We start from the raw sequence: 21,165 nt of genomic DNA on the forward strand, positions 1-21,165 counted from the left end.
GACTACAGTCGAGCCATGACTGGGGAGAACCAGCCGGCCCGTCGCAGGGTCACGCTGACCGACATCAGCTCCCGTGCCTGGGAGCATCCCGCCGATCAGGGCGCACTGGTCGCGCTGCGCAAGCTCAAGGGCTTCGACTTCGTGCTGCGCAAGATGACCGCGATGGTCAACGAACGCGCCTTCCGGCTGCGCTTCCTCGGGTCGGCGATCCGGGTCGACGACCGGCAGTTCCCCGACATCCAACGGCTGTACGCCGAGGCGGCCGCGGTGCTCGACGTACGCACCCTGCCCGAGCTGTACGTCGTGAACTCGCCGCTGTGGAACGCCGTGACCATCGGCCTCGACAAGCCGTTCATCGTGCTCAACTCCGCGCTGGTCAACGCCCTCGACGAGGAGGAGCTCCGGTTCGTGCTCGGTCACGAGCTCGGCCACGCCGCCAGCGGGCACGCGCTCTATCGCACACTGCTGCTGTGGTTGATGCAGATCAGCGGAGCCCTGTCGTGGGTGCCGCTGGGCAACCTGGGCCTGCGCGCGATCGTCGCGGCGCTCACCGAGTGGGAGCGCAAGTCCGAGCTCTCCGCGGACCGGGCCGGGCTGCTGGCCACCCAGGACCCCGCCGCCGCACTTCGGGTCAACATGAAGTCGGCCAGCGGCGGCAACCTGTCGCAGCTCGACAGCACGGCGTTCCTCGCCCAGGGCAGTGAGTACGAGGCCGCCGGCGACCTGCGCGACAGCGTGCTGAAGATGATGCTGCTCGAGGCCAGCTCCCACCCGTTCCCCGTGATGCGGGCCCACGAGCTGCGCCGCTGGGTCGACAGCGGCACCTACGTCAAGATCATCGCCGGCGACTACCCTCGTCGTCAGGACGACGGCTCGGCCTCGATGTCCGACGCGGCCAGGCAGGCGGCCGCGTCGTACGGCGAGAGCTTCCGCACGTCCCAGGACCCGTTGGCCAAGCTGCTGCGCGAGATCGGCGACGGAGTCGGCTCCGCCAAGGACTGGATCACCTCCCGCATCCCCCGCCCCAAGCAGGACGACACGTGAGCAGACCAGCAGCCCTGCTCCGCGAGCCGGCCCACCAGGTCTCCCCCAGGGCCGTCCAGATGTGGCGGGTCATCGCCGTCGCGGAGCTGGCGACCACGGTCGTCGTACTCGTCGTGATCGCGGTGCTGCTGCCCTCGCGCCCGTGGTGGCTGTGGGTGGCCTACGCCGTGGTGCTGACTCCCCTGGCCGCCATCGCGATCTGGATGCCTGGCCTGCGCAACCGCATCCACCGGTGGGAGGTGACGCCCGGCGCGGTCTACACCCGCTCGGGCTGGGTCGTCACCCGGCAGCGGATCGCACCGTTGTCGCGCGTGCAGACCGTCGACACCAGGCGCGGCGCGATCATGCGTCTCTTCGGGCTCTCCGCGATCACCGTGACCACGGCGTCGGCCGCCGGTGCGATCACCATCGAGGGCCTCGACCAGGACGTGGCCCGGCGCGTGGTCGCCGAGCTCACCGAGATCACGGCAGCCAGCGAGGGCGACGCCACGTGAGCGAGTGGCAGCGTCTCGACCGTCGCACGATGCTGGTCGGACCGCTCAAGACGTTGCGCCAGATCCTCGTGCCGGCACTCGCTGCTCTGATCGGAGTCGGCACCCAGCAACCGCGCTGGCTGCTCTTCGCAGCACCCGTGGTGCTGGTGGGTGCGGTCGGCATCGGCGTCCTCCCGTGGGTGACCACCCGGTTCCGCATCGCCGGTGACCAGCTGGTCGTGACCCGCGGGCTCCTCAACAAGACCCGGCTGACCGCACCGCTCGACCGGATCCGCAGCGTCGACCTCGAGGCGCCCTTGCTGCACAGGGCGTTGGGCATCCAGAAGGTCGAGGTCGGCACCGGCGTCGACGACACCCGCATCGAGCTCGACTCCCTCTCGACCGCGCAGGCCGAGCAGCTGCGCAACCTGCTGCTCACCCGGGCCGCAGTCACCCCTGACCCGGCGGACGACGCCGACGTGGACACCGAGCCGGCGCCACGCAGCCCCGACCTCGCCCGCTTCCGGGGATCCTGGGTCCGATTCGCGCCGTTCAGCCTCGGCCGCCTGGTGATCGCACTCGGTGCCCTGGGTGGCCTGAGCCAGTTCGTCGGCGACGTCGGCATCGACTTCAGCGTCGACCAGGAGGACGTCCAGCGCATCGAGAGCGCGCTCCTGCTCGTCGTCGTCGTCCTGCTGGTCGGCGGCCTCGTCGTGTGGACCCTCCTGTCGATGGCGGCGTACGCCGTGCAGTGGTGGGGCCTGCGCCTGTTCCGCGAGGAGGGCAACCTCCGCCTGACCCGCGGGCTCTTCACCACTGCGTCGACCACGATCGAGGAGGCCCGGGTCCGTGGCGTGCAGCTGCGCGAGACCGCCCTGCTCCGCGCGGTCGGGGGCGCCGAGCTGCACACGCTGGTCACCGGCCTCGACGAGGGCGTGTACGCCGTCCTGCCGCCGTGTCCGACGTCGGAGACCCGACGGGTGGGCGACGACGTGCTCGGCGACCCGGCCCCACTGCGCACTCCGTTGACGAAGCACGGGTCGCGGGCCCGCCGGCGCTGTCACCTCCGTGGTGTGCGGCTGCTCCTGCCGGCCGTCGTCGTCGCGCTGGTGCCGGCGGTCTTCTTCTCGGTGACCCCCGTGCTGCCGGTGCTCGTCACGCTCGCCGTGCTGCTCGTCGGCATCGCGCTCGGTGAGGCGGAGTACCGCCACCTCGGCCATGCGCTCACCGCCGATCACCTCGTCATCGGCTCGGGCGTGACCTCCCGGGTGCGCACCGTGCTCGAACGCGGCGGTGTGATCGGCTGGGTGGTGTCACAGACCTGGTTCCAGCGCCGCCGAGGGCTGGCCACCCTGGTCGCCACGACTGCCGCAGGGGCCGAGCGCATCACCGTGCGCGACGTGCCGCTCGACCGGGCCATCACGTTCGCCGACGCGGTCGTGCCCGGCATGCTCGAGCCGTTCCTGGTCAGCTCACCGCCGGCGACCGCACCGGCTGGAACGTGAGCCACAGACTCAACGCCGTGTAGTACGCCGGGTAGGCGAGCGAGAGAATCGCCAACCACAGTTGGGGATCGGGCAGCTGCGCGGTCAGTACGGCGAACGCCACCAACCACAACGAGGCGAGCGTCATGTTGAGCCTCCACAGGGTCGCGGTGCGTGAGGGATAGACGTACTTGACCGGCACGAAGACCAGCACCGCGAAGACGAACAACAGCCACGCCGCGGTCGTCGTACCCCACCCGAAGACGACCACGTAGAACGCCACGATGTTCCAGTAGCTCGGGAAGCCGAGGAAGAAGTGGTCCTCGGTCTTCGCGTCGCTGCGGCAGAACTGGTAGCAGGAGGCCATCAGGGGCACCGACGCGGTCACCGCACCGAGGACGCCGTCGGGCAGGTAGCCGCACGACCACAGCAGCACCATCGGCGCGAACGCGTAGGTCAGGTAGTCGACGATGTTGTCGAGCAGGGCACCGTCGAAGCCGGGCAGCACCGTCTTCACCTCGAGGTGGCGGGCCAGGAACCCGTCGGTGCCGTCGATGACCATCGCCGCGAGGAACAGCCACAGCACCGTGCGCACGTCGCCCTCGTAGGCGAAGTGCACCATCAGCAGCCCGAGCACCACCCCGAGCGAGGTGTAGACGTGCACCAGCGCGGCAGCGAGTCGGGCCCCGCGGGTCGACGTGTCCATCCCCGAACGATAGGGCCCGTACGCCGCCCGCCCGCGCACGCCACGTAGATTCGCCGCATGCGCATCGCCACCTGGAACGTCAACTCGATCCGCAGCCGCATCGATCGCGTCGAGGCATTCCTGCAACGCCACGACATCGACGTGCTCGCCCTGCAGGAGACCAAGGCCCGCGAGGACCAGCTGCCCCTGATGGGGCTGCAGTCCCTGGGCTACGAGGTCGCGGCCGCCGGCTACAACCAGTGGAACGGCGTGGCCCTGATCAGCCGCGTCGGGCTCGACGACGTCCAGGTCGGCTTCGAGGAGATGCCACAGTTCGGCGACCCGCTGGCCTCCGAGGCGCGCGCGATCGGCGCCGTGTGCGGCGGCGTACGCATCTGGTCGCTCTACGTGCCGAACGGTCGCAAGATCGAGGACCCGCACTACGCCTACAAGCTGGACTGGTTGACCCGTCTGCGCGCGGCGGCCGGCGGCGACTGGCTCACCGGTGACACCGCACTCGTCGGGGACTGGAACATCGCGCCGCTCGACGAGGACGTCTTCGACATGGCGCAGTTCAAGAACTCGACCCACGTCACCGTCCCCGAGCGCGAGGCGTTCCAGTCGTTCATCGACGACGGGTACGTCGACGTCGTACGCCCGCACACGCCCGGGCCCGAGGTCTACACCTACTGGGACTACTACCGGCAGCGCTTCGAACGGAACCGGGGCCTGCGCATCGACTTCGTGCTGGGCTCCCCGTCGTTCGCGGCACGCGTGACCGGGGCGCGCATCGACACCGACGAACGCGACCCTGCGCAGGGCCAGGGCAGCCCGTCCGACCACGCCCCCGTCGTCGTCGACATCTCCTGACCCTTCACGCGGCCTTCAGCGGTAGCCCAGTGTCGTCGACACGCCCCGCAACAGCGCTGGGCCACCGCTGAGCCGGCGTCGGCCCCGAGTTCGCCAGGTGACCGCCTCAGGATTCTGGATGCGGCAGAGGTTGGCCCGCTACCTCACCCGAGCGCAACGCGACCACCTCGGCCCGGAGCGCGGCGATCTCACGGGTCAGCGCGCGGAGGTCGCGGCGGGTGACCGCGTTCGACTCCTCCTCCACCTCCGACACCCGGTCGAGCAGCCAGGATGCGAACGACGCCGTCACGATTCCGAGCAGGGCGATACCGGCAACCATGAGGCCACCCGCGACGAAGCGTCCCGTCGTCGTCACCGGGAACTGGTCGCCGTATCCCACCGTGGTCACGGTGGTCATGGCCCACCACAGTGCATCGGAGAAGGTGCCGATGTTCGCTCCCTCCGCACCGCGCTCGGCGTCAAGCACGGCGAGGGCGGCGACGAAGAGGACCAGCCCGGTCCCGCCGGTCACGTAGACGATCACCTGGCCACGAAGCGAGCTACCCGCGTGCCTGTTGAGGACGCCCAGCAGCTTCACCAGTCGAAGCAGGCGGAGCGGTCGCAGGATCGGCAGCACGACGACCAACAGGTCAAGCACGTTGCCCAGGACGAAGCCGCGTCGATCGTGGCTCAGGAACCACCGCGCCAGGTAGTCCACGGTGAAGGCAGCCCACGCGATCCAGGTCATCCATTGGCACGCCGTGACCCACCAGGCCGGGGTGTCGGGCTCGAGGATCGGCCACGCGTAGGCGGCCAGGAACAGAAGGGCCAGCCCGGTCAGGGGCCACTCCGCGGCCCGTTCCCAGTGGGTGCGCCTGTCCTCAGTCATGGCGGTCAGCATGGCAAAGGGAAGGTGTCTGTGACAGCGCCTCGCCCAATGGCCGCCCGTCCGGCCGTCTCTCCCGGCGGGTCAGTCCATCAGCGCCGGTTCGGGTGAGGCCGGGTCCGCCGACGGGACTCGCCTGATCGCACCCGAGGCGACGGCCGCCACCAGGCACAGCGCACCGGTGATCACGAACGCCGGCGCGTAGGTGCCCTGCACGTCGCGGATGAAGCCGGCTCCCGTCGCGGCGACGGCGGCACCGAGCTGGTGCGAGGCGAAGATCCAGCCGAACACGATCGGACCGTCGGCCCCGAAGGCCTCGCGCGCCAGCAGGACGGTGGGTGGCACCGTGGCCACCCAGTCGAGCCCGTAGAACACGATGAACGCCCACGTCGGGGGCTCCACGCTCGGTCCGAGCAGTGACGGCAGCAGCATCAGGGAGAAGCCCCGCAGCAGGTAGTAGACGACCAGCAGCAGCCGCGGGTCGACCCGGTCACTGAGCCAACCTGACGCGATGGTGCCGACGACGTCGAAGATGCCGATCACCGCGAGCAGCCCGGCGGCCAGGGTCGTGGGCATGCCGTGGTCGTGTGCAGCCGGCACGAAGTGGGTCTGGATCAGCCCGTTGGTCGACATGCCGCAGATCGCGAAGCCCAGGCTGAGCAGCCAGAACGTGCGCGAACCCAGGGCAGCGATCAACACCCGGATCGCCCGCCCGGCACTCGACCCGGCACCGCTGTGTCGGTCGGGTCCCGGGTCCTCGGCGGTGGCGCCGTACGCCGTGATGCCGAGGTCGTGCGGGTGGTCGCGCAGCCAGAAGGCGACGATCGGTACGACGGCCAGCGCCGCACCGGCTGCCAGCAGCGAGGCGGTGCGCCAGCCGTGCTCGCCGGCCACCATGGCGATCAGCGGGAGGAAGATCAGCTGGCCGGTGGCGGAGCCGGCGGTGAGGATGCCCGCGACCAGGCCCCGTCGCGCCACGAACCAGCGGCTCGTGACGGTGGCGACGAACGCCATCGACATCGACCCGGTGCCGACTCCGACGAGCAGCCCCCACGTCGCGACGAGGTGCCACGGCTGGGTCATGAAGACGGTCAGTCCGCTGCCGAGCGAGACCAGCAACAGTGCCAGGACCACCACGCGTCGTACGCCGAAAGTGTCCATGAGTGCGGCCGCGAAGGGAGAGATCAGTCCGAAGAGCACGAGGTTGAGTGAGACCGCGGAGCCGATCGTGGCGTGCGCCCAGCCGAACTCGTGGTGCAGAGGATCGAGCAGGATGCCGGGAACGGAGCGGAAAGCGGCCGCGCCCACGAGGGTCACGAACGCGACCACCGCGACGGTCCACGCGGGGTGCACGCGGTACGACTTCGGGGCGCGCTCGGGAACGGTCTCGGAATCGATCACCCGTAGATCCTCGCTGACCGGAGCACGACCGACGAGTGGCCGAATTGCCAATGTGTGGAAGAATCCTGCCATGAGCGCTCCGCACCGCGTCGTCGTCCTCGCCCTGCCCCCGGTGATCGGCTACGACCTGGTCATCCCGACCCTGGTCTTCAGCACCGCGAACACCGACCCGGGCAAGCCGCGGTACGACGTGACGGTGGCCAGCCTCGACGGTCGACCGGTCCCCACCTCGGCGGGCTACGACATCGCCCCGCACAGCACCGTCGACGCACTCGCCGCGGCCGACACCGTGATCGTCCCGGGCACCCAGATCGACGGCCCGCGCCGGCACGGCGTGCTGCCCGACGACCTTCGCGATGCCCTCGCCCTGATCAGGCCCGGCACCCGACTGATGTCGATCTGCACCGGCGCCTTCGTCCTGGCCGCGGCCGGACTGCTCGACGGCCGTCCGGCCACCACCCACTGGTCGCACGCCGAGAGCTTCCGCGCTCTCTATCCGCACGTCGACCTCGACGAGAACGCGCTCTTCGTCGACGACGGCGACGTCCTCACCTCGGCCGGACTGGCCGCCGGCATGGACCTCTGCCTGCACGTCGTGCGCCGCGACCACGGCAGCGAGGTGGCCAACCACGTCGCGCGCTACTGCGTCGTGCCGCCGTGGCGCGACGGCGGCCAGGCACAGTTCATCGAGAAGCCGTTGCCCGAGGCCGTGGACGAGTCGACCGCCGCGGCGCGCGACTGGGCCCTCGCCCATCTCGACCAGCCGATCGCCGTGAGCGAGCTCGCGACCCGTGCGCGCATGAGTGTGCGCACCTTCGCCCGACGCTTCCGCGCCGAGACCGGGCACTCCCCCGGTGCCTGGCTCATCGTCCAACGCATCCGCTACGCCCAGCGCCTGCTCGAGACCTCCGACCTGTCGGTCGACATGGTCGCGGCGAAGGCCGGGCTCGGCACGGGCGCCTCGTTGCGGCAGCACCTGCGTGCCGTGGCCGGAGTCTCGCCGACCGCCTACCGTCGCACGTTCCGGGGCACGGCTCCGCTCGTCGGCTGACGCGGGGCCCGGGCGCCGCGTCGAACGCCGCGTCCTGAACGGCATTGTCGGTGGCCTCGTGCATGCTCGGGGTCATGGAGATCTTGCTGCTGATCGTGGGGCTGGTGCTCGGCGTCGTCATCGGGGTGCTGTGGAACCGTGGCCGACCGACCGACAGCGGTGAGGCGGTGGCCGCCCTCGAGCGCCGGGTCGCCGACGACACCGTGGTCCGCGACGGGCTCGACCGGCTGGCCGACCAGATGCGCGACCTCGAGCACAACCGGGCGACGTGGCAGGGCCAGCTGCGCCAACAGGTCGAGGAGGTGCGCCACTCGGCCGAGGGCCTGCGCCGTGAGACCGCCTCGCTCTCGACCGCCCTGCGCAAGCCGCAGGTGCGCGGCCAGTGGGGCGAGATGCAGCTGCGCCGCGCGGTCGAGCTGGCCGGCCTGGTCGACCGGTGCGACTTCACCGAGCAGCATCACGTCGTGGTCGACGGCGCCGCCCTGCGCCCCGACATGGTGGTCCACCTCGCGGGCGGTCGCGACGTGGTGGTCGACTCGAAGGTGCCCCTCGACGCGTTCCTCACTGCCACCGAGGCCGACGACGCCGACGTCCGCGAAGCCCATCTGGCCCGCCACGCCCGCCAGGTGCGTGCCCACATCGACGCCCTGTCGACCAAGCGCTACTGGCAGGCGCTGGTCGACACCCCTGAGTTCGTGGTGCTCTTCCTGCCCGGAGAGGCGTTCCTCTCCTCCGCCCTCGACGGCGACCGTTCCCTCCTGGAGTACGCCGCCACCCGCAACGTCGTGCTGGCCACACCCACCACGTTGATCGCCCTGCTCAAGACGGTCGCCCACGGGTGGACCCAGGAGCGCCTGGCCGAGCAGACCCGGCAGATCCACGACCTCGGGCGCGACCTCCACTCCCGCCTCGGTGTCATGGGCGGCCACCTCGACAAGGTGGGCCGCTCCCTCAAGGCATCGGTCGAGGCCTACAACCGTGCCGTCGGGTCCCTCGAGTCGCGGGTGTTCGTCACCGCGCGACGCTTCGAGGAGCTCGGCGTCAGTGGCGAGACCCTCGAGGCCGTGGAGCCGGTCACCGACACGCCTCGTCCCCTGACCGCGACCGAGCTGCTCGACGTGGTGGCCGACCCTCGCCCCGAGCTGCATCTTCCCGTGCCCGGCGAGGCCGGTCCCGCGGACGATCGCCAGATCGGCTAGGCGGCATTCGGCCGGCGCCTCCGTAATGGGTCGACTAGTCTTTGCCCGTGACCGACCCTCGTGAGCGCGCACCGGGTGCGCGTCGGGCGACCCGGGCCAGGCCTCGACCGGCGCGGCGCGCCTCGCGCAGGCGTTCCCGGTCCTACCGTGGCCCTGTGGCCCGTGCGCGCACCCTCTGGGAAGAGGGCACCGAACCCGGACGGCTGGTTGCCGCTCTCGGGATCGCCGTCGCGCTCACCGCCGTTCTGGCCGACCTCGCCGTCCACCGTGAGATCACTTGGCTCTTCGACCTGGCCTTCGTCGCCCTGTGCGTGACGATGGCGCTGCGCGTGCGCCAGGCCGACTTCTTCACCGTCGGCGTGCTGCCTCCCCTGTTGATGCTCGGCATCTTCAGCCTCCTCGGCCTTGCCTCGCCCGGAGTCATCGCCGCCAAGGGCGACGGCACGGTCCAGGCCGTGGTCGCGGGGCTGGCGCACCACTCGGGCGCACTGATCCTCGGCTACGCCCTGTGCCTGGGGGTGCTCGCCATGCGGCAGCACGTCTATCGCAAGCGCGCGGCCGGGCCCGTACAGATCGTCCCGCCGCGTCCGCGGACCGGCGACCGGACCCTGCTCGATCGTTGAGGCCGTCGACCTCGGCGTACGCCGTCGAAGGCCGCACGTCGTGCGCCCGGCTGTTGTCGATGTCGCGGCGGTGACTACCCTGACTCGGGTGAGGACGTCAGAAGCGCTGAGAAGACGCGCGCGCCTGGTCTCGGGACTGATCGTCGGCCTGGTCGCACTGTCCGGGCCCGCTTGGGCTGCCCCTCCCCCGGTCGCCGAGCCCGGTGGGTGCACGGTCAAGCCCGGCTTCCCCGCCTCCGCCGAGATCCCCTGGGCCCAGGAGCGCCTCGGCTTCGAACGCGTCCACGCCCTGGCCACCGGAGCCGGCATCACCGTCGCAGTGGTCGACAGTGGGTTGAACGTCAACAACCAGCCGCAGGTGAGCAGCCTCGAGTCCACGAAGCCCACCAACGTGATGGGTGGCGGCGGGTACGGCGCGACGGACGTCAACGACTGTGAGGACTACGGCCACGGCACCCGGGTCGCGGCCATCATCGCGGCCCAGCAGGAGGACGGCGTCGGCTTCGAGGGCCTGGCACCCGACGCCACGATCATGCCGATCAAGTACCGCGACTCCAGCAGCCAGGACGTCGGCGGCGATGCCGCGGCGGTGGCCCGGGGCATCGAGGCCGCCATCGCGGCGAAGGTCGACGTGATCAACCTGTCCCTCCAGTCCCCCGACACCCCCGAGCTGCGGGCGGCGGTCGAGCATGCCAAGGCGGCAGACATCGTCGTCGTGGCCGCCTCGGGCAACAACGACGGCCAGGGCGTCCCGGCGCTCTATCCCGCGAAGTACGCCGAGGGGAAGGACTTCCCGAACGTGCTCGTCGTCGGGGCGAGCGACGCCAACGACGCGATCGCGCAGTTCTCCATCACCGGCGACTACGTCGGCGTGGCCGCACCGGGAGTCGGCATCCTGGCCCCCACCCAGATCCAGGGCTACTACGCCGAGGACGGCACCAGCTTCGCGACCCCGTTCGTGAGCGCCACCGTCGCCCTGGTGCGTGAGCGCCACCCGAGGTTGTCGGCCGAGCAGGTCGTCAACCGCATCAAGGCCACCGCAGACCGTCCCGGTGTGAGCGTGCCCGACGCCGGCTACGGCTGGGGAATCGTCAACCCCTACGTCGCGATCACCGCCGAACGCGACGACTCCCGCATCCTGCCGCAGCAGGCGAAGCTTCCCGCGGTCCCGGCACCCAACCTGCCGGAGCCGCCCGACCACACGCTGCGCGACAGGGGCTATGCCGTCGCCGCGGGCCTGCTCGGCGCCGCGCTCCTCTTCGGAGTCGGCAGCATCGCCTGGCGCCACACCGCCGAGCGGCGTGGGGCCACCGCGGACGGCACCCAGCCCCGAGGCTGAGTGCCTGCCCGTTCAGCTCGTGGCGGTGTCGCCCGTCTGCTTGTCCACGACGAGGATCTTGCCGGTGACCGACTCACGGTCCAGTCGCACGACTGCGTCGGCGACGGACTCCGTGCTGACGATGCCCGGAAAGCTGTTGGGGGCAAGCCCGTTGACCCGCACGCCGAACCCGTCGAACTCGCGCGCCATGTGCCGGGTCATCTGGTTCTGGGCGGCCTTGCTGGCGGCGTACACGGCTTGGCCGCCACCGTAGATTCCCGTGCCGGCAAGGCTGGAGACGTTGACGACGTTGCGGTTCGCGGCACGGTTCTCCGCGGCACGCGAGGACCAGAACTTCTGGGCCAGGCGTACGCCGAGACGCATCGGCAGCTCAACGTTCACCGCGAAGTGCCGGGCCGCGTCGTTGAGCGCGGCGTCGCCGTCGATCATCCCGTTGCGGTGCCACACCGAGAACGCGGCGTTGTTGACCAGCAGGTCGACGCGTCCGTAGCGCGCGAGCACCAGGTCGACGACGTGCTCCGGCTCCCCCTCCTTCTCGAGGTCGGTGTGTACGACGAACACACGGCCGCCGTCGACGTCGGCCGTCGGGTCGAGCGGGTCGACGAAGGAGTCGTACTGCGAGGGCACGTTCGGCGCCCGGTGGCGGCAGACCGCGACGATGTCGTAGTCCTTGAGGTACTTCTGGCAGAAGGCGTTTCCGAGCTGCCCACCGGCTCCGGTGAGCACACACACGCGACGTTCATCCCCAGTGGACAATGCTCTGCTCCCCCCACGTCGAAACGGCATCTTCCTTGGTCCGGTGAAGCCACATCACCACGGAGGTGCGCGGCTTCCGGTTGGTCAGGAACGAGTGCCAGGTGAAGGGCGTGCACTCGAACATCACCATGGAGTTGTTGATCGGCGGCACCGCGGCCGAGGGCCCGTGCGCGGCGGCGCTGGCCGACTCGAACAACCCGGTCTCGCCACCGTCGCCCGGAGACCACGCCGGGTTGCCGAGGTAGAACAGCACGGCGACCGCGCGGACGTTCTCCCGAGCCTCGACACCTTCCGCACGGGTGCCGCGCTGGTGATCGACCAGGTCGTTCTCGACCATCTGGATCTCGTCGCTCTTCGGCGGCGGTCCGGGGAACCAGCTGGGGTTCAGGTCATTGTGCGGCCAGCCGCTCTTGCCGCCGGGTGCGTGATGATGCAGCGTGGCGGAGACGTCGCCGGTGGCCTCGACTCCCCAGATGCCGGCCAACGTGTCGTGCCAGGCCCGGGAGGTGAACACGCCGAGCGGGCCCTCGCGGTGCGTCTTGAGCTCGCATGACGAGGCGTCGTAGCCCGGCATGTTGCGGGCGAACATCTCCGGGTCGTCCAGGATGCCCTGCACCTGGTCGTGGAGCTGGCCGTAGAAGTCCGGGGTGAACACGTCGGTCGAGACGACGTGGTCGAACGGCCTGCGGCGTCGTACCCACCGGCGATGCGCGAGCACGTCGCCGAGGCTGTGCGGGTCGGGCAGTGCCGACCAACCTTCTCCGGTGCGAGTGAGTTGGGCCGACGCCGTCATGAGCCGGACCCGATCGTGAGGGGTGTCATGGTCGCGACGCTTCCCACGGACTTTCGCTCCGAAACCTGCGAGAGCACAACCGCCGGTTCGACTGTGCGTCGGGCTCGACACTTCATGCTCGCCTGCCTAATCTCGGGTTTGATCCGCTGGACAGTGGGTACGCCAGCGATCACCAACTGAACCACGGCGCACCACACACGACCGGAGCCACTGGGTTTGCGAGTGCGAGGGCGCCCCGACAACTGGGACGGAAGACTATGGGGACAGGAACCAGGTTCGATCCTGACGTGCTGGAGGAGGCCTACGAAGCCCTGGCACGTATCCCGGGCATCATCGATGGGGACACCCACGGCCTGGGATCGATGGACGACTCAGCAGAAATCATGTCGGACATGGGTTTGTCCGACTCCGAGGGAGGCTGGTCCTACCTCGGCGGCGAAGTCAGCGATGTGACCAATGCGGTCAAGATCCACGTCGGGAACCTGAGGACGAAGGCCGCCGAGGTGCACGCAGCGATGCGCTCCACCATCGACACGCTCCACGGAACCGACAAGGCCAACGAACAGGCCGCCAACCAGCAGAACTCGAGCACGAGCACCGCTCCGGTTCCGCCGAACGTGGGAGGCTGACATGGCTGGCTTCGACACCAGTGGCGAGAGCTACGTCAACGTCGAGCTCCACAACCCCGGCGGCTTCCTGTTCGTCGAGGGCGGCACCGCCGGAACGGACGAGGACTGGTTCAACGAGCAGCTGGCGTTGGTCAGTGAGGGCAAGATCCTCAACAAGGCAGGAACGTGGAAGGAGATCCACGGCACCCTCAACCAGATCGAGCAGCAGCTCAACACGGCCATCCAGAAGGCTCGTGAGGCCAACTGGGAGGGCGACACCGCCGAGAAGGCGATCAAGAACCTCGAGCAGCTGCACCTCACCTCCGGCTCGTTGTCGACTGCGTCCCGCCAGGTGCACGAGGGCATGTCGGGCGTCGGAGAGGCGTTCAACACCGCGAAGAACTCCGGCGGCGATGCGGGAACCCGCTACCAGACGCTCCTCGACAACATCAACCACAACGGCCTCGACAAGCTGCCGTCCAACGCCGAGGTGAACACGCCGGGGACCAACCCGGCTCCCGGACCGCCCGGACCTCCGGGACCGCCCGGACCTCCCGGACCCCCCGGACCCGGAACACCCATTCCCGGTCCACACCCGCCTGGGCCTCCGGGACCCATCCCCGGCCCGGAGATTCCCGGTCCGCCCGGACCTCCCGGACCGCCCGGACCGATTCCTGGTCCTCCCGGCCCCATTCCTGGTCCTCCTGGTCCTCCTGGACCTCCCGGACCCGGGCTCGACACCGGCTCCAACCTGGCCGGCCTCGGTCCCGGTGGCCCCGGCCCCGGTCCCGGCGGTCTCTCGCCGGGTGGCCTGCCCACGGGCGGCCCCGGCCCCGGTTCACCTGCCGGTCCCGGTGGACCCGGACCGGGCACCGGTCCGTCGGTCGGCACCATGGGCGCCGGCGGACGCCCCGGCCCCGGCCCCGGCATGATGCCGGGCAGGGGCGGTGGCGGCGGTGAAGAGGGCGAGACCGACCGCTCCACCTGGCTGAGTGAGGACGACGACGTCTGGGGCGGCAACCCGGACGCACCGTCCTCGGTCATCGAAGGCGAGTGACTTCAGCCCCACCGCGACACAGAAGTGGCGCCCTACCCGCACTGCGGGTAGGGCGCCACTTCTGTGTCTGCCTGGGTACGTGCTACTGCAACCGGGAGAGCATGTTCTCCGCCACCGGCACATCGACGTTGTCCCGCCACAGCGCCTTGTCGTCCTTCGAGGGCTCAGTGCCACTGGCGGTGACGTCGAACATCATCCCCCCGACCAGGACGTTCACCTTCACGCCGTCGAAGAAGGCGTCCGAACCCGCGCCGAGCTCGTCCTTGTAGTCGACGAAGTCCTCGTCGTCGGCCGCCGCCTCCTTCGAGGAGTTGAAGGCATCCTCGACGACGGCGCGGTCCACGACCGCGGCGTTCTGGTCGAAGCTGACGATGATGAATCCCACGTTCTCGTCGTCGGCCGTGCCGGAGAAGTACTGGCACATGTAGGGCGTGCCGTTCTGGTCCTCCGACGAGCGCTGCACGCCGGCCTCGCCGTCCTCTCCAGCGGCCGGCAACAGCTTCAGCACCATCTCCTCGCTCAACACCGAACAGGCGTCGGGGTAGGCGCCGCCGTTGGCGGCCTTGAGCGGCGTCGTCCCGCCCTCGAGCGTGGACAGGTCGGGCGCCGGGCCCTCGGGCTGGGCATAGCCACCGTCACCGCTGCCACCCTTGCTCCCCTTGTCGCCGTTGCCCGAGTCGTCATCACCACACGCGGTCAGCCCCAACGCCATGACGAGGGAAACCAGCAGCCCGAGAAATTTCATGTCTTCATCCTCGCTGTCGAGTCGTCGCCCGTGGTCGGGGCGCGGAATGACCCCGACGGTACCGTCCGGACACAGGGCTTTCATCCCCCAGGTCCGGACATGCGTGTGCCCCGACCCATGGAATGAGTCGGGGCACATAGCGGCCGCAGTGCTGCGGCGTCGTACGGCGAGCGTCAGCTCACTGCCACATGTTGGTGGCGGTGCCCTCAGCCTGCTGGTAGTTCTCCTGGGCGGAACCGACGAGCGTGCCGATCTGGCCCAGGGTGGTCGCCATCTGCGCGGCGGCGTTGTCCCACTCCTGCTTGCACTGGTAGTACGCCTCGCGAGCCGCACCGTCCCAGGTCTGCAGCATGGGCTGGAGGTTCGCCTCGAGGTCGTCGAGGGTGGAGACCAGCTGACCGTGGGTCTTCTGGATGCCGGCCTTACCAGCTTCGAGGGATCCGAAGTTGACCTTGATTTCACTCATGACCTACTACCTCACATCTCGTTGATCTGGCTGGACAGGTTGGTGATGTTGGAGGATTCCTGCTCCTCCTGTGCGGCGTACGTCGTACGCGTGGAGACCAGGGCCTCCTGCATCGACTGCAGCGAGCTGTTGATGCGGTTCGCCTGGCCTTCGAAGTTCTGGTGGAGGTTCTGGAACGCGGTCGCAGCGCCGCCACCCCATCCGCCCAGCATCGTCTCGATCTCGGTTCGCAGGGTGTTGATGTGGCCCTGCACCTGCTGGGTAGCCTCGTCGACGTGGGCCGCCCCAGCGGCCATCGCCTCTTGACTGGTATTGAATCCGGACACGGTACTTCCTCTCCATTTGAGTGGTCGGTGACGTACCAATTCCCATCTCCCGAGAGCCTAAACCGGCAACTTGCGAGAGAACAGGGTCGTGCCGGATCCGGCCGCCGGCATCAGCCGGCGTTCAGGCTCACTGTCGGGTGGGCTCACTGCTGGAGCGGAAGCCGGGCCCGGGCCGGGTCGAGCGCGTCCCCGTGTGGGATGACGCCGAGCAGCTCGGCCGGAATCTCCACGGCGTCGTCGCCGTCGTAGCCGAAGCTGGCCAGGGTGCCGATCCCCTGCGCGGGGTAGGCCTCCCCCGGCTCGCCGATCAGGTAGACCATGTTGCTGGCGGGGGTGCTGGCGATGAGTCCCACGCCGGGTGAGAGTGAGACGTCGTCGGCGCTGCCGTGCTTCGAGGCGTCTGACTCGCTGGTCGGCGTACCGGCCTGGCTGTCCGTGGGCACGGCCAGCCGCAGGGCCGACGAGTCCTCGTCGAAGACGACGCAGGCACCCGATGCGGTCGACGCGGCGGAGGACTGTGATGGCATCGCCGAGGGCAGCCCCTCCATCTCGCCGTCCATGCCGTCGGACTCACGCATGTCGAGCACGTCGGAGAGGGACATCGGGACGGGGTCGCGGCGCTGCCCGTCGAGCTTCGCGGTGCGGAGCAGCTTGGCCTGTACGTCGGTGATGGTGGCGATGCCGTCGGGCAGTACGACGCGGAACGTGCCGTCGTCGACCTCGATCACCTGGCCGACCAGCATGGAGCGCCCGGCTTCCTCGGTGGGCGAGCCCGCTTGGTCGATCGACGGCGTCTCGAACGGTGTGCCGACGGGAATCGCGGTGAGGAAGGCGCTGCCCACCTTCACGGGGTCCTGGGTGATCTGCAGGGCGGGCTCGACGGTCTCGCTGACCAGATGGCGTCGACCCTGGAAGAGCAGGAACCGCTCGCCGTCGAACGACTCGACGTAGAGAGCCTCATCAGGGTCCAGCGGCTGCGAGGACGAGTCGCCGCCCACCTGGACGTGGACCACGGCGCTGACGTTGACGCCTTCGGCCTCGGCCTGTGAGCAGACCGTGACCGGGCCGCGGACGAGTTCTTCCTGCGAGGGCATCGAATCGGGCAGGCCAGGTATGCCGATCGTCGTCGATCGCTGCACGGAGTCGAGGTCGGACCGCGGCACGTGGTGGACCTCCACCAGCTTGCTGGCACCGGTGGACAGCACGGCCGAGGCGTAGTTGACGGCAGGGTGCAGCTTTCCGTCGATCATCACGAAGCGGGCGCCGGTCTCCTCCTCGACGATGACCGATCCCTCCTCGCGCCAGGCGTCTCCGCCGCCGCCCTTCAGGATGCCGATCACGGCGAACACCGCGGCGACCACGATGGCGATCATGATCCCGCTGATGGTGATCACGGTGAGCCGTCGCATCGGCGGCTCGACGGAGTCGGGTTCGCCCGTGACCAGTGCCGACATGGCACGTCGGGTCATGAAGCGATACGCGTGCAGTTGATCGCGGCGGGTCTGCACCACGCCCCCTTCACTCGGAACCGGACAAGAACGGCAATCACCATAGGTCGAGGACAACCATAGAGGTCCGGCATACTCACCCTCATGTCACTCCTCTCGCGCCCCCGCCTGGTCTTGCTGGAGATTGCGGCTGCCGCCGCACTGGTCGCCGTCGCGTTCAAGGGCATCTGGATGCCCGCCGGCGGCGTCGTCGCCGTGGTCGCCGCGGCACTGGCCCTGGTGTCCGTACGCCGACGCGGTCTCCACCAGGTGGTGCGATCCTGGCTGGCCATGCGCTCGCGTCGATCGCGGCTCCGCGGCCAGGGAATCGCATCCCTGACTGGTGATTCCTACGAGGTCGTCAGCGTTCCGACCGCCGGTGGCGGCGTACCGGTCGGCGCGATCCGCGACGCCACGACATGGTCGGTGCCGCTGGCCCTTCCGCTGGCCGGTGTGTTCAACGACGACGCCCCGATCCCGCTGGAGCGACTGGCCACGCTGCTCACCGTCGAGGACGTCCCGCTCTCCAGCGTCCGGCTCGTCACGATGACGGCACCGGCCACGGCGGGCAACCCGGCCGGCCCGGTCGCACCCGCGCCCCGCCTGGCGATGCGGCACCTGGTGCTGACGCTCGACACCGTGTACGCCGCCGACGTGATCGCACAACGCGGCGGGCACGCCGCGATCCACCAGATCCTGCGCCGCTGCGTCCTGCGCGCCGAAGAGGTGCTGGCCTCGGCGGGCGTGGAGGTCCGCCGCCTGACCGAGAAGGTCGTGGCCATGGACAGCGCGAGCTGTCTCGGGCCCGTGCCCATGTCCCCGGACGGCACGCTGCCCTCGGCCACCGAATCACTCAACGACGTCCGACTGGAGGGGTCCATGTCCATGACCTTCGCGGTCTCGGGAGACGACGCGGTGACCAAGCTCGACCAGCTGGCCGCGGTGCTCCCGGTGCCGATCGTGGCGACCAGTGCGGTCCTGCAGCCGGGACCGCTTCACCGCCATCCCACGCTGCTGCTCCTGCTGCGCCTCAGCGGCCCGACCGAGGTGGTGCAGGGTGCGGTCGACCATCTCGACTCGGTGAGCCGTGACCTCGGGCTGCGGATCAACCGGGTCCTCGGTGAGCAGGTGCCACTGCTCAAGGCCACCACGTTGCTCGGCGTCTCGGCGGAGGCAGCATGAGCCGCGCCTGGCGGCAGCCCCTGATGCCCGAGCACGTCGTACCGGCACCGACCACCGGAGTGTTCCTCGGCCGCAACAAGTCCGGCCCGTTGACGCTGCGCCTGCTCCGGCCCCGTGGCACCCGGATCGTGGTGTTCTCGGGACCCTACGCCGCCCAGCTCATGTCGCTGCGCGCTGCCGTGTCCGGTGTCGCGGTGCGCATCGTCACCAACCGCGAGGCGGCCTGGGCACCGACCTTGCGGAACGGCTCCGACACCCGGCTGGTGCCGGCCAACGGACCACTGCCGCCCGCGATCCAGGGCCCGGGCCTGGTCATCGAGGACCGGCCCGACGAGCCTCGCCCGCTCGCGGAGGTCTCCGACTGGCAGTGCCTGCTGGATCTCCGCAACCTGCCGGAGGGCCACGACGAGGCGGACGCGGCACGGCTCTCGAGCTTCGGCAACGCCGACGTGGCGTTCTTCGGCGCACTGAGCACCACCTTGGCCAACGCGGCCGGCCGGGTCTTCAACCTGGGTGACGCGGCCGCGTCCCTGACCGTCGTACCGCCGCACGCGGTCGCCGTCGTGGCGCGAGGCAGCGTGCAGCTGGTGCGCCTCGAGGCCACGCCGGGCGAACGCGACGCCCTGCGCGGCTGACAGGAGGCAGGGCGCGATGCGGAAACTGGTCTACGGCATGAACCTCACACTCGACGGCTACGTCGCTGCGCCCGGTGACGACATCGGCTGGGGTGTGCCGAGCGACGAGCTGTTCCAGTGGTGGCTCGACGAGGAGCTGGCGACCGGCCTGTTGCTGTACGGGCGCAAGCTGTGGGAGGCCATGAGCTCTCACTGGCCGACCGGCGACCAGCAGCCCGATGCCAGCCCGGCGCAGGTCGAGTTCGCGCGGAACTGGCGGGACACACCGAAGGTGGTCTTCTCCTCGCAGATCGAGAGGGCCGACTGGAACACCCGCGTGGTCACCGGCGACGCGGTCGCGGAGATCACCCGGCTCAAGGCCGAGGACGGCGAGCCGATGCGGGTTGGTGGTGCCATGCTCGCCGGCGCGGCCATGCGGGCCGGGCTGGTCGACGAGTACACGATCGTGACCCATCCGGTCCTGGTGGGCGGCGGCACACCGTTCTTCACCGCGCTGGACAGCTGGGTGAACCTGAACCTCGTGGAGACGCGTACGTTTCCCGGCGGGGTGGTCCTGAGCAGGTACGAGACCAGGCGCTGAGCGCCTTCCCGCCCCCGATCGACTACGTCAGCCGACCATCTCGCGGATCTTGCCGTAGACCCCGACGATGCCCAGGATCAGCGGCAGCACGGACAGCACCAGCAGCGACTCGAAGATGTCGGCGGCACGGCTGGTCGGCGGGGCGTAACGGCGACCCGGAAGGACCACCACGAGGGCCAACATGGCCAGGGCCAGTGCAGCGACGGGTACGACGAGGACGAGCAGTCGCACGAGCGGCTCGGCGTCGGCGGACAGCCCGGCCAGCACGGCCACGCCGGCAGCCGCCGCCGCGATCAGCATCGACAGGCGCTGCGAGCGACCGGTGAACAGGCGCGCCCGGAAGAGTGCGATGCCACCGAGGACGGCGGCCAGCACCTGCTCGACGGTTCCGGCGGAGGCGAGGAACACCGCACCGCCACCGACCGCAGCGGCGAGTGCGGCCACGATGCCGGTCATGAACTGGTCGGCCCGGACTGCCTGCCCCAGCACGCGGGTGCCGTCGACGGTCGTGCGTTCGTTGCGCAGGTCGTCGGCACCGGTCGGGACGAACGGCAGCGCCAGTCGGGACAGCTTGAACGCGACCATCGGGATCATCGGTGACAGGAGGAGCGCCACGCCCGCGGTGAATGCGGCCGTCGCCGCGACGTCGAGGTCGCCGAAACCGGCGGCCGCAGAACCGATCGCGGCCAGGAGACCGCTGCCGATCACGGCGGTGAAGCCGGGGACGCCGCGGCTCAGCATGACCAGGCTGACCAGGGCGATGAGCACCGCGGCAGCGGCACCGGGCAACAGCTGGGTCGCGCCGAACGACCACACGCGTTCGTCGCCACCGACCACCATGGCGCCCGCCGCGAAGGCCGTGGCGATCGAGAAGCCGGCCGCCACCAGGGCTGGCCCGGGCTGGGCGTAGGCCCGGTCGAGGGCGACCGCGCCGCCGAGCAGCAGCAGGCTCAGGGCTCCGGAGATGGCCGCGGGAGCGATCCACGACGGACCCGAGAGCAGGCAGGCGAAGAGCACGAAGACGATCGACAACGACGCGAACCAGGTGCAGGCCCGTGCGGTGTGGGCGTCGGACCACCGCGCCGACTTGGTGAGCACACCGGTGGCGACGGCATCGAGCACGTCGTCGTAGGCCACCTCGGGCAACTGGGTCGCGCGCATGCGCAGGTGGAGCAGGTCGCCGTCGCTGATCTGCCCTGCCCGCAAGGTCAGGGCTGGGTCGAACGGCGCCTCCCCCGTGCGCTGAAGGACGAAACCGCCGGCCGCGGCACCCTGATCGGCCACCTCTGGGCCGAGGGTCCCCACCAGGTTCGTCAGCAACTCGGCAACGGTCAGGTCCAGTGGCACCGCGAGATCGACTCGCGTGTTCGTGGTCATCACCGTCAGCCGGCACAGACTCGACATCGTGCTCGCAGCCATCACACCTCCAGACGTCATCCGGGTCCGCGCCCGGTATTGTCACCAGCATTGTGGACCATCGAGGGTGGTTTCCACCG

23 protein-coding genes are annotated in these 21,165 nt (G+C 69.9%); 13 read left to right on the top strand and 10 right to left on the bottom strand.

What is annotated here, in order from left to right; all coding sequences use genetic code 11:
- Positions 1–15: 15 nt before the first annotated feature.
- The 3 genes from ASH02_RS11725 to ASH02_RS11735 are packed head-to-tail and all read left to right on the top strand — an operon-like array spanning position 16 to position 3,022.
- Entirely contained in the window at positions 16–1,044 is a 1,029-nt protein-coding gene (locus tag ASH02_RS11725) for a M48 family metallopeptidase (protein WP_056681389.1), read from the top strand.
- Complete coding sequence (locus ASH02_RS11730; RefSeq protein WP_057294821.1) at positions 1,041–1,538, top strand: PH domain-containing protein; 498 nt, start codon at positions 1,041–1,043, stop codon at positions 1,536–1,538. The genes ASH02_RS11725 and ASH02_RS11730 overlap by 4 nt, the downstream gene beginning before the upstream one ends.
- Positions 1,535–3,022 (top strand): PH domain-containing protein, encoded by a 1,488-nt coding sequence (locus ASH02_RS11735; protein ID WP_057294822.1) that lies wholly within the window; start codon positions 1,535–1,537, stop codon positions 3,020–3,022. The genes ASH02_RS11730 and ASH02_RS11735 overlap by 4 nt, the downstream gene beginning before the upstream one ends.
- Here ASH02_RS11735 and ASH02_RS11740 read toward each other — a convergent pair.
- Entirely contained in the window at positions 2,985–3,707 is a 723-nt protein-coding gene (locus tag ASH02_RS11740; protein WP_056681392.1) for a CDP-alcohol phosphatidyltransferase family protein, read from the bottom strand. The genes ASH02_RS11735 and ASH02_RS11740 overlap by 38 nt on opposite strands.
- 57 nt (positions 3,708–3,764) lie before the next feature.
- Between ASH02_RS11740 and ASH02_RS11745 the strand changes: the two genes are divergently transcribed.
- Positions 3,765–4,556 carry an exodeoxyribonuclease III gene (locus tag ASH02_RS11745; RefSeq protein ID WP_056681393.1) on the top strand — a complete coding sequence of 264 codons (792 nt, stop codon included), beginning with the start codon at positions 3,765–3,767 and terminating at the stop codon, positions 4,554–4,556.
- 106 nt (positions 4,557–4,662) lie between these two features.
- On the opposite strand, the gene ASH02_RS11750 is transcribed toward ASH02_RS11745, so the two are convergent.
- Together ASH02_RS11750 and ASH02_RS11755 are read right to left on the bottom strand one after the other, a co-directional pair.
- On the bottom strand, positions 4,663–5,424 hold the full coding sequence (locus ASH02_RS11750; RefSeq protein WP_082563943.1) for a potassium channel family protein: 762 nt from the start codon (positions 5,422–5,424) through the stop codon (positions 4,663–4,665).
- Positions 5,425–5,505: 81 nt separating this feature from the next.
- The gene (locus tag ASH02_RS11755; RefSeq protein ID WP_235532567.1) at positions 5,506–6,822 is read right to left on the bottom strand and encodes an MFS transporter; all 1,317 of its coding nucleotides are present in this window, start codon (positions 6,820–6,822) and stop codon (positions 5,506–5,508) included.
- 70 nt (positions 6,823–6,892) lie between these two features.
- Here ASH02_RS11755 and ASH02_RS11760 point away from each other — a divergent pair, with 70 nt between their 5' ends.
- The 4 genes from ASH02_RS11760 to ASH02_RS11775 all read left to right on the top strand — a co-directional run bounded on the left by ASH02_RS11760 (position 6,893) and on the right by ASH02_RS11775 (position 11,034).
- Complete coding sequence (locus ASH02_RS11760; RefSeq protein ID WP_056681396.1) at positions 6,893–7,873, top strand: GlxA family transcriptional regulator; 981 nt, start codon at positions 6,893–6,895, stop codon at positions 7,871–7,873.
- 74 nt (positions 7,874–7,947) lie between these two features.
- Positions 7,948–9,072 carry a DNA recombination protein RmuC gene (locus ASH02_RS11765; protein WP_056684831.1) on the top strand — a complete coding sequence of 375 codons (1,125 nt, stop codon included), beginning with the start codon at positions 7,948–7,950 and terminating at the stop codon, positions 9,070–9,072.
- A 155-nt stretch (positions 9,073–9,227) separates the two neighbouring features.
- Entirely contained in the window at positions 9,228–9,695 is a 468-nt protein-coding gene (locus tag ASH02_RS11770) for a DUF6542 domain-containing protein (RefSeq protein ID WP_200951141.1), read from the top strand.
- Between the two features lie 88 nt (positions 9,696–9,783).
- Complete coding sequence (locus ASH02_RS11775; RefSeq protein ID WP_056681397.1) at positions 9,784–11,034, top strand: S8 family serine peptidase; 1,251 nt, start codon at positions 9,784–9,786, stop codon at positions 11,032–11,034.
- Between the two features lie 12 nt (positions 11,035–11,046).
- Here the strand turns inward: ASH02_RS11775 and ASH02_RS11780 are convergent, their stop codons facing one another.
- Complete coding sequence (locus ASH02_RS11780) at positions 11,047–11,766, bottom strand: SDR family oxidoreductase (RefSeq protein WP_056681398.1); 720 nt, start codon at positions 11,764–11,766, stop codon at positions 11,047–11,049.
- Positions 11,767–11,773: 7 nt separating this feature from the next.
- Positions 11,774–12,583, bottom strand: a complete 810-nt coding sequence (locus tag ASH02_RS11785) for a 2OG-Fe(II) oxygenase (RefSeq protein ID WP_082563771.1) — start codon at positions 12,581–12,583, stop codon at positions 11,774–11,776.
- A gap of 287 nt (positions 12,584–12,870) precedes the next feature.
- Here ASH02_RS11785 and ASH02_RS11790 point away from each other — a divergent pair, with 287 nt between their 5' ends.
- Complete coding sequence (locus ASH02_RS11790; RefSeq protein ID WP_056681399.1) at positions 12,871–13,212, top strand: hypothetical protein; 342 nt, start codon at positions 12,871–12,873, stop codon at positions 13,210–13,212.
- A 1-nt stretch (position 13,213) separates the two neighbouring features.
- The gene (locus ASH02_RS27385; protein WP_056681400.1) at positions 13,214–14,248 is read left to right on the top strand and encodes a collagen-like protein; all 1,035 of its coding nucleotides are present in this window, start codon (positions 13,214–13,216) and stop codon (positions 14,246–14,248) included.
- 82 nt (positions 14,249–14,330) lie between these two features.
- Here the strand turns inward: ASH02_RS27385 and ASH02_RS11800 are convergent, their stop codons facing one another.
- From ASH02_RS11800 to eccB, 4 genes are all read right to left on the bottom strand, one after another.
- Positions 14,331–14,993, bottom strand: a complete 663-nt coding sequence (locus ASH02_RS11800) for a hypothetical protein (protein ID WP_156388500.1) — start codon at positions 14,991–14,993, stop codon at positions 14,331–14,333.
- 178 nt (positions 14,994–15,171) lie between these two features.
- Positions 15,172–15,459 carry a WXG100 family type VII secretion target gene (locus ASH02_RS11805; protein ID WP_056681402.1) on the bottom strand — a complete coding sequence of 96 codons (288 nt, stop codon included), beginning with the start codon at positions 15,457–15,459 and terminating at the stop codon, positions 15,172–15,174.
- An 11-nt stretch (positions 15,460–15,470) separates the two neighbouring features.
- Positions 15,471–15,785, bottom strand: coding sequence for a WXG100 family type VII secretion target (locus ASH02_RS11810; protein WP_156388501.1), 315 nt, complete (start codon positions 15,783–15,785; stop codon positions 15,471–15,473).
- 143 nt (positions 15,786–15,928) lie between these two features.
- Complete coding sequence (gene eccB / locus ASH02_RS11815; protein ID WP_056681404.1) at positions 15,929–17,296, bottom strand: type VII secretion protein EccB; 1,368 nt, start codon at positions 17,294–17,296, stop codon at positions 15,929–15,931.
- A gap of 81 nt (positions 17,297–17,377) precedes the next feature.
- Between eccB and ASH02_RS11820 the strand changes: the two genes are divergently transcribed.
- The 3 genes from ASH02_RS11820 to ASH02_RS11830 are packed head-to-tail and all read left to right on the top strand — an operon-like array spanning position 17,378 to position 19,669.
- Entirely contained in the window at positions 17,378–18,454 is a 1,077-nt protein-coding gene (locus tag ASH02_RS11820) for a type VII secretion protein EccE (protein ID WP_057294823.1), read from the top strand.
- Positions 18,451–19,089, top strand: a complete 639-nt coding sequence (locus ASH02_RS11825; RefSeq protein WP_057294824.1) for a hypothetical protein — start codon at positions 18,451–18,453, stop codon at positions 19,087–19,089. Before ASH02_RS11820 ends, ASH02_RS11825 begins: the two co-directional genes overlap by 4 nt.
- Positions 19,090–19,105: 16 nt before the next feature.
- Positions 19,106–19,669 carry a dihydrofolate reductase family protein gene (locus ASH02_RS11830; RefSeq protein ID WP_057294825.1) on the top strand — a complete coding sequence of 188 codons (564 nt, stop codon included), beginning with the start codon at positions 19,106–19,108 and terminating at the stop codon, positions 19,667–19,669.
- A gap of 27 nt (positions 19,670–19,696) precedes the next feature.
- On the opposite strand, the gene eccD is transcribed toward ASH02_RS11830, so the two are convergent.
- Complete coding sequence (gene eccD / locus ASH02_RS11835; protein WP_056681407.1) at positions 19,697–21,088, bottom strand: type VII secretion integral membrane protein EccD; 1,392 nt, start codon at positions 21,086–21,088, stop codon at positions 19,697–19,699.
- Positions 21,089–21,165: the final 77 nt, after the last annotated feature.

This window comes from Nocardioides sp. Soil796, from assembly GCF_001429525.1.
Classification (GTDB): Bacteria; Actinomycetota; Actinomycetes; order Propionibacteriales; family Nocardioidaceae; genus Nocardioides.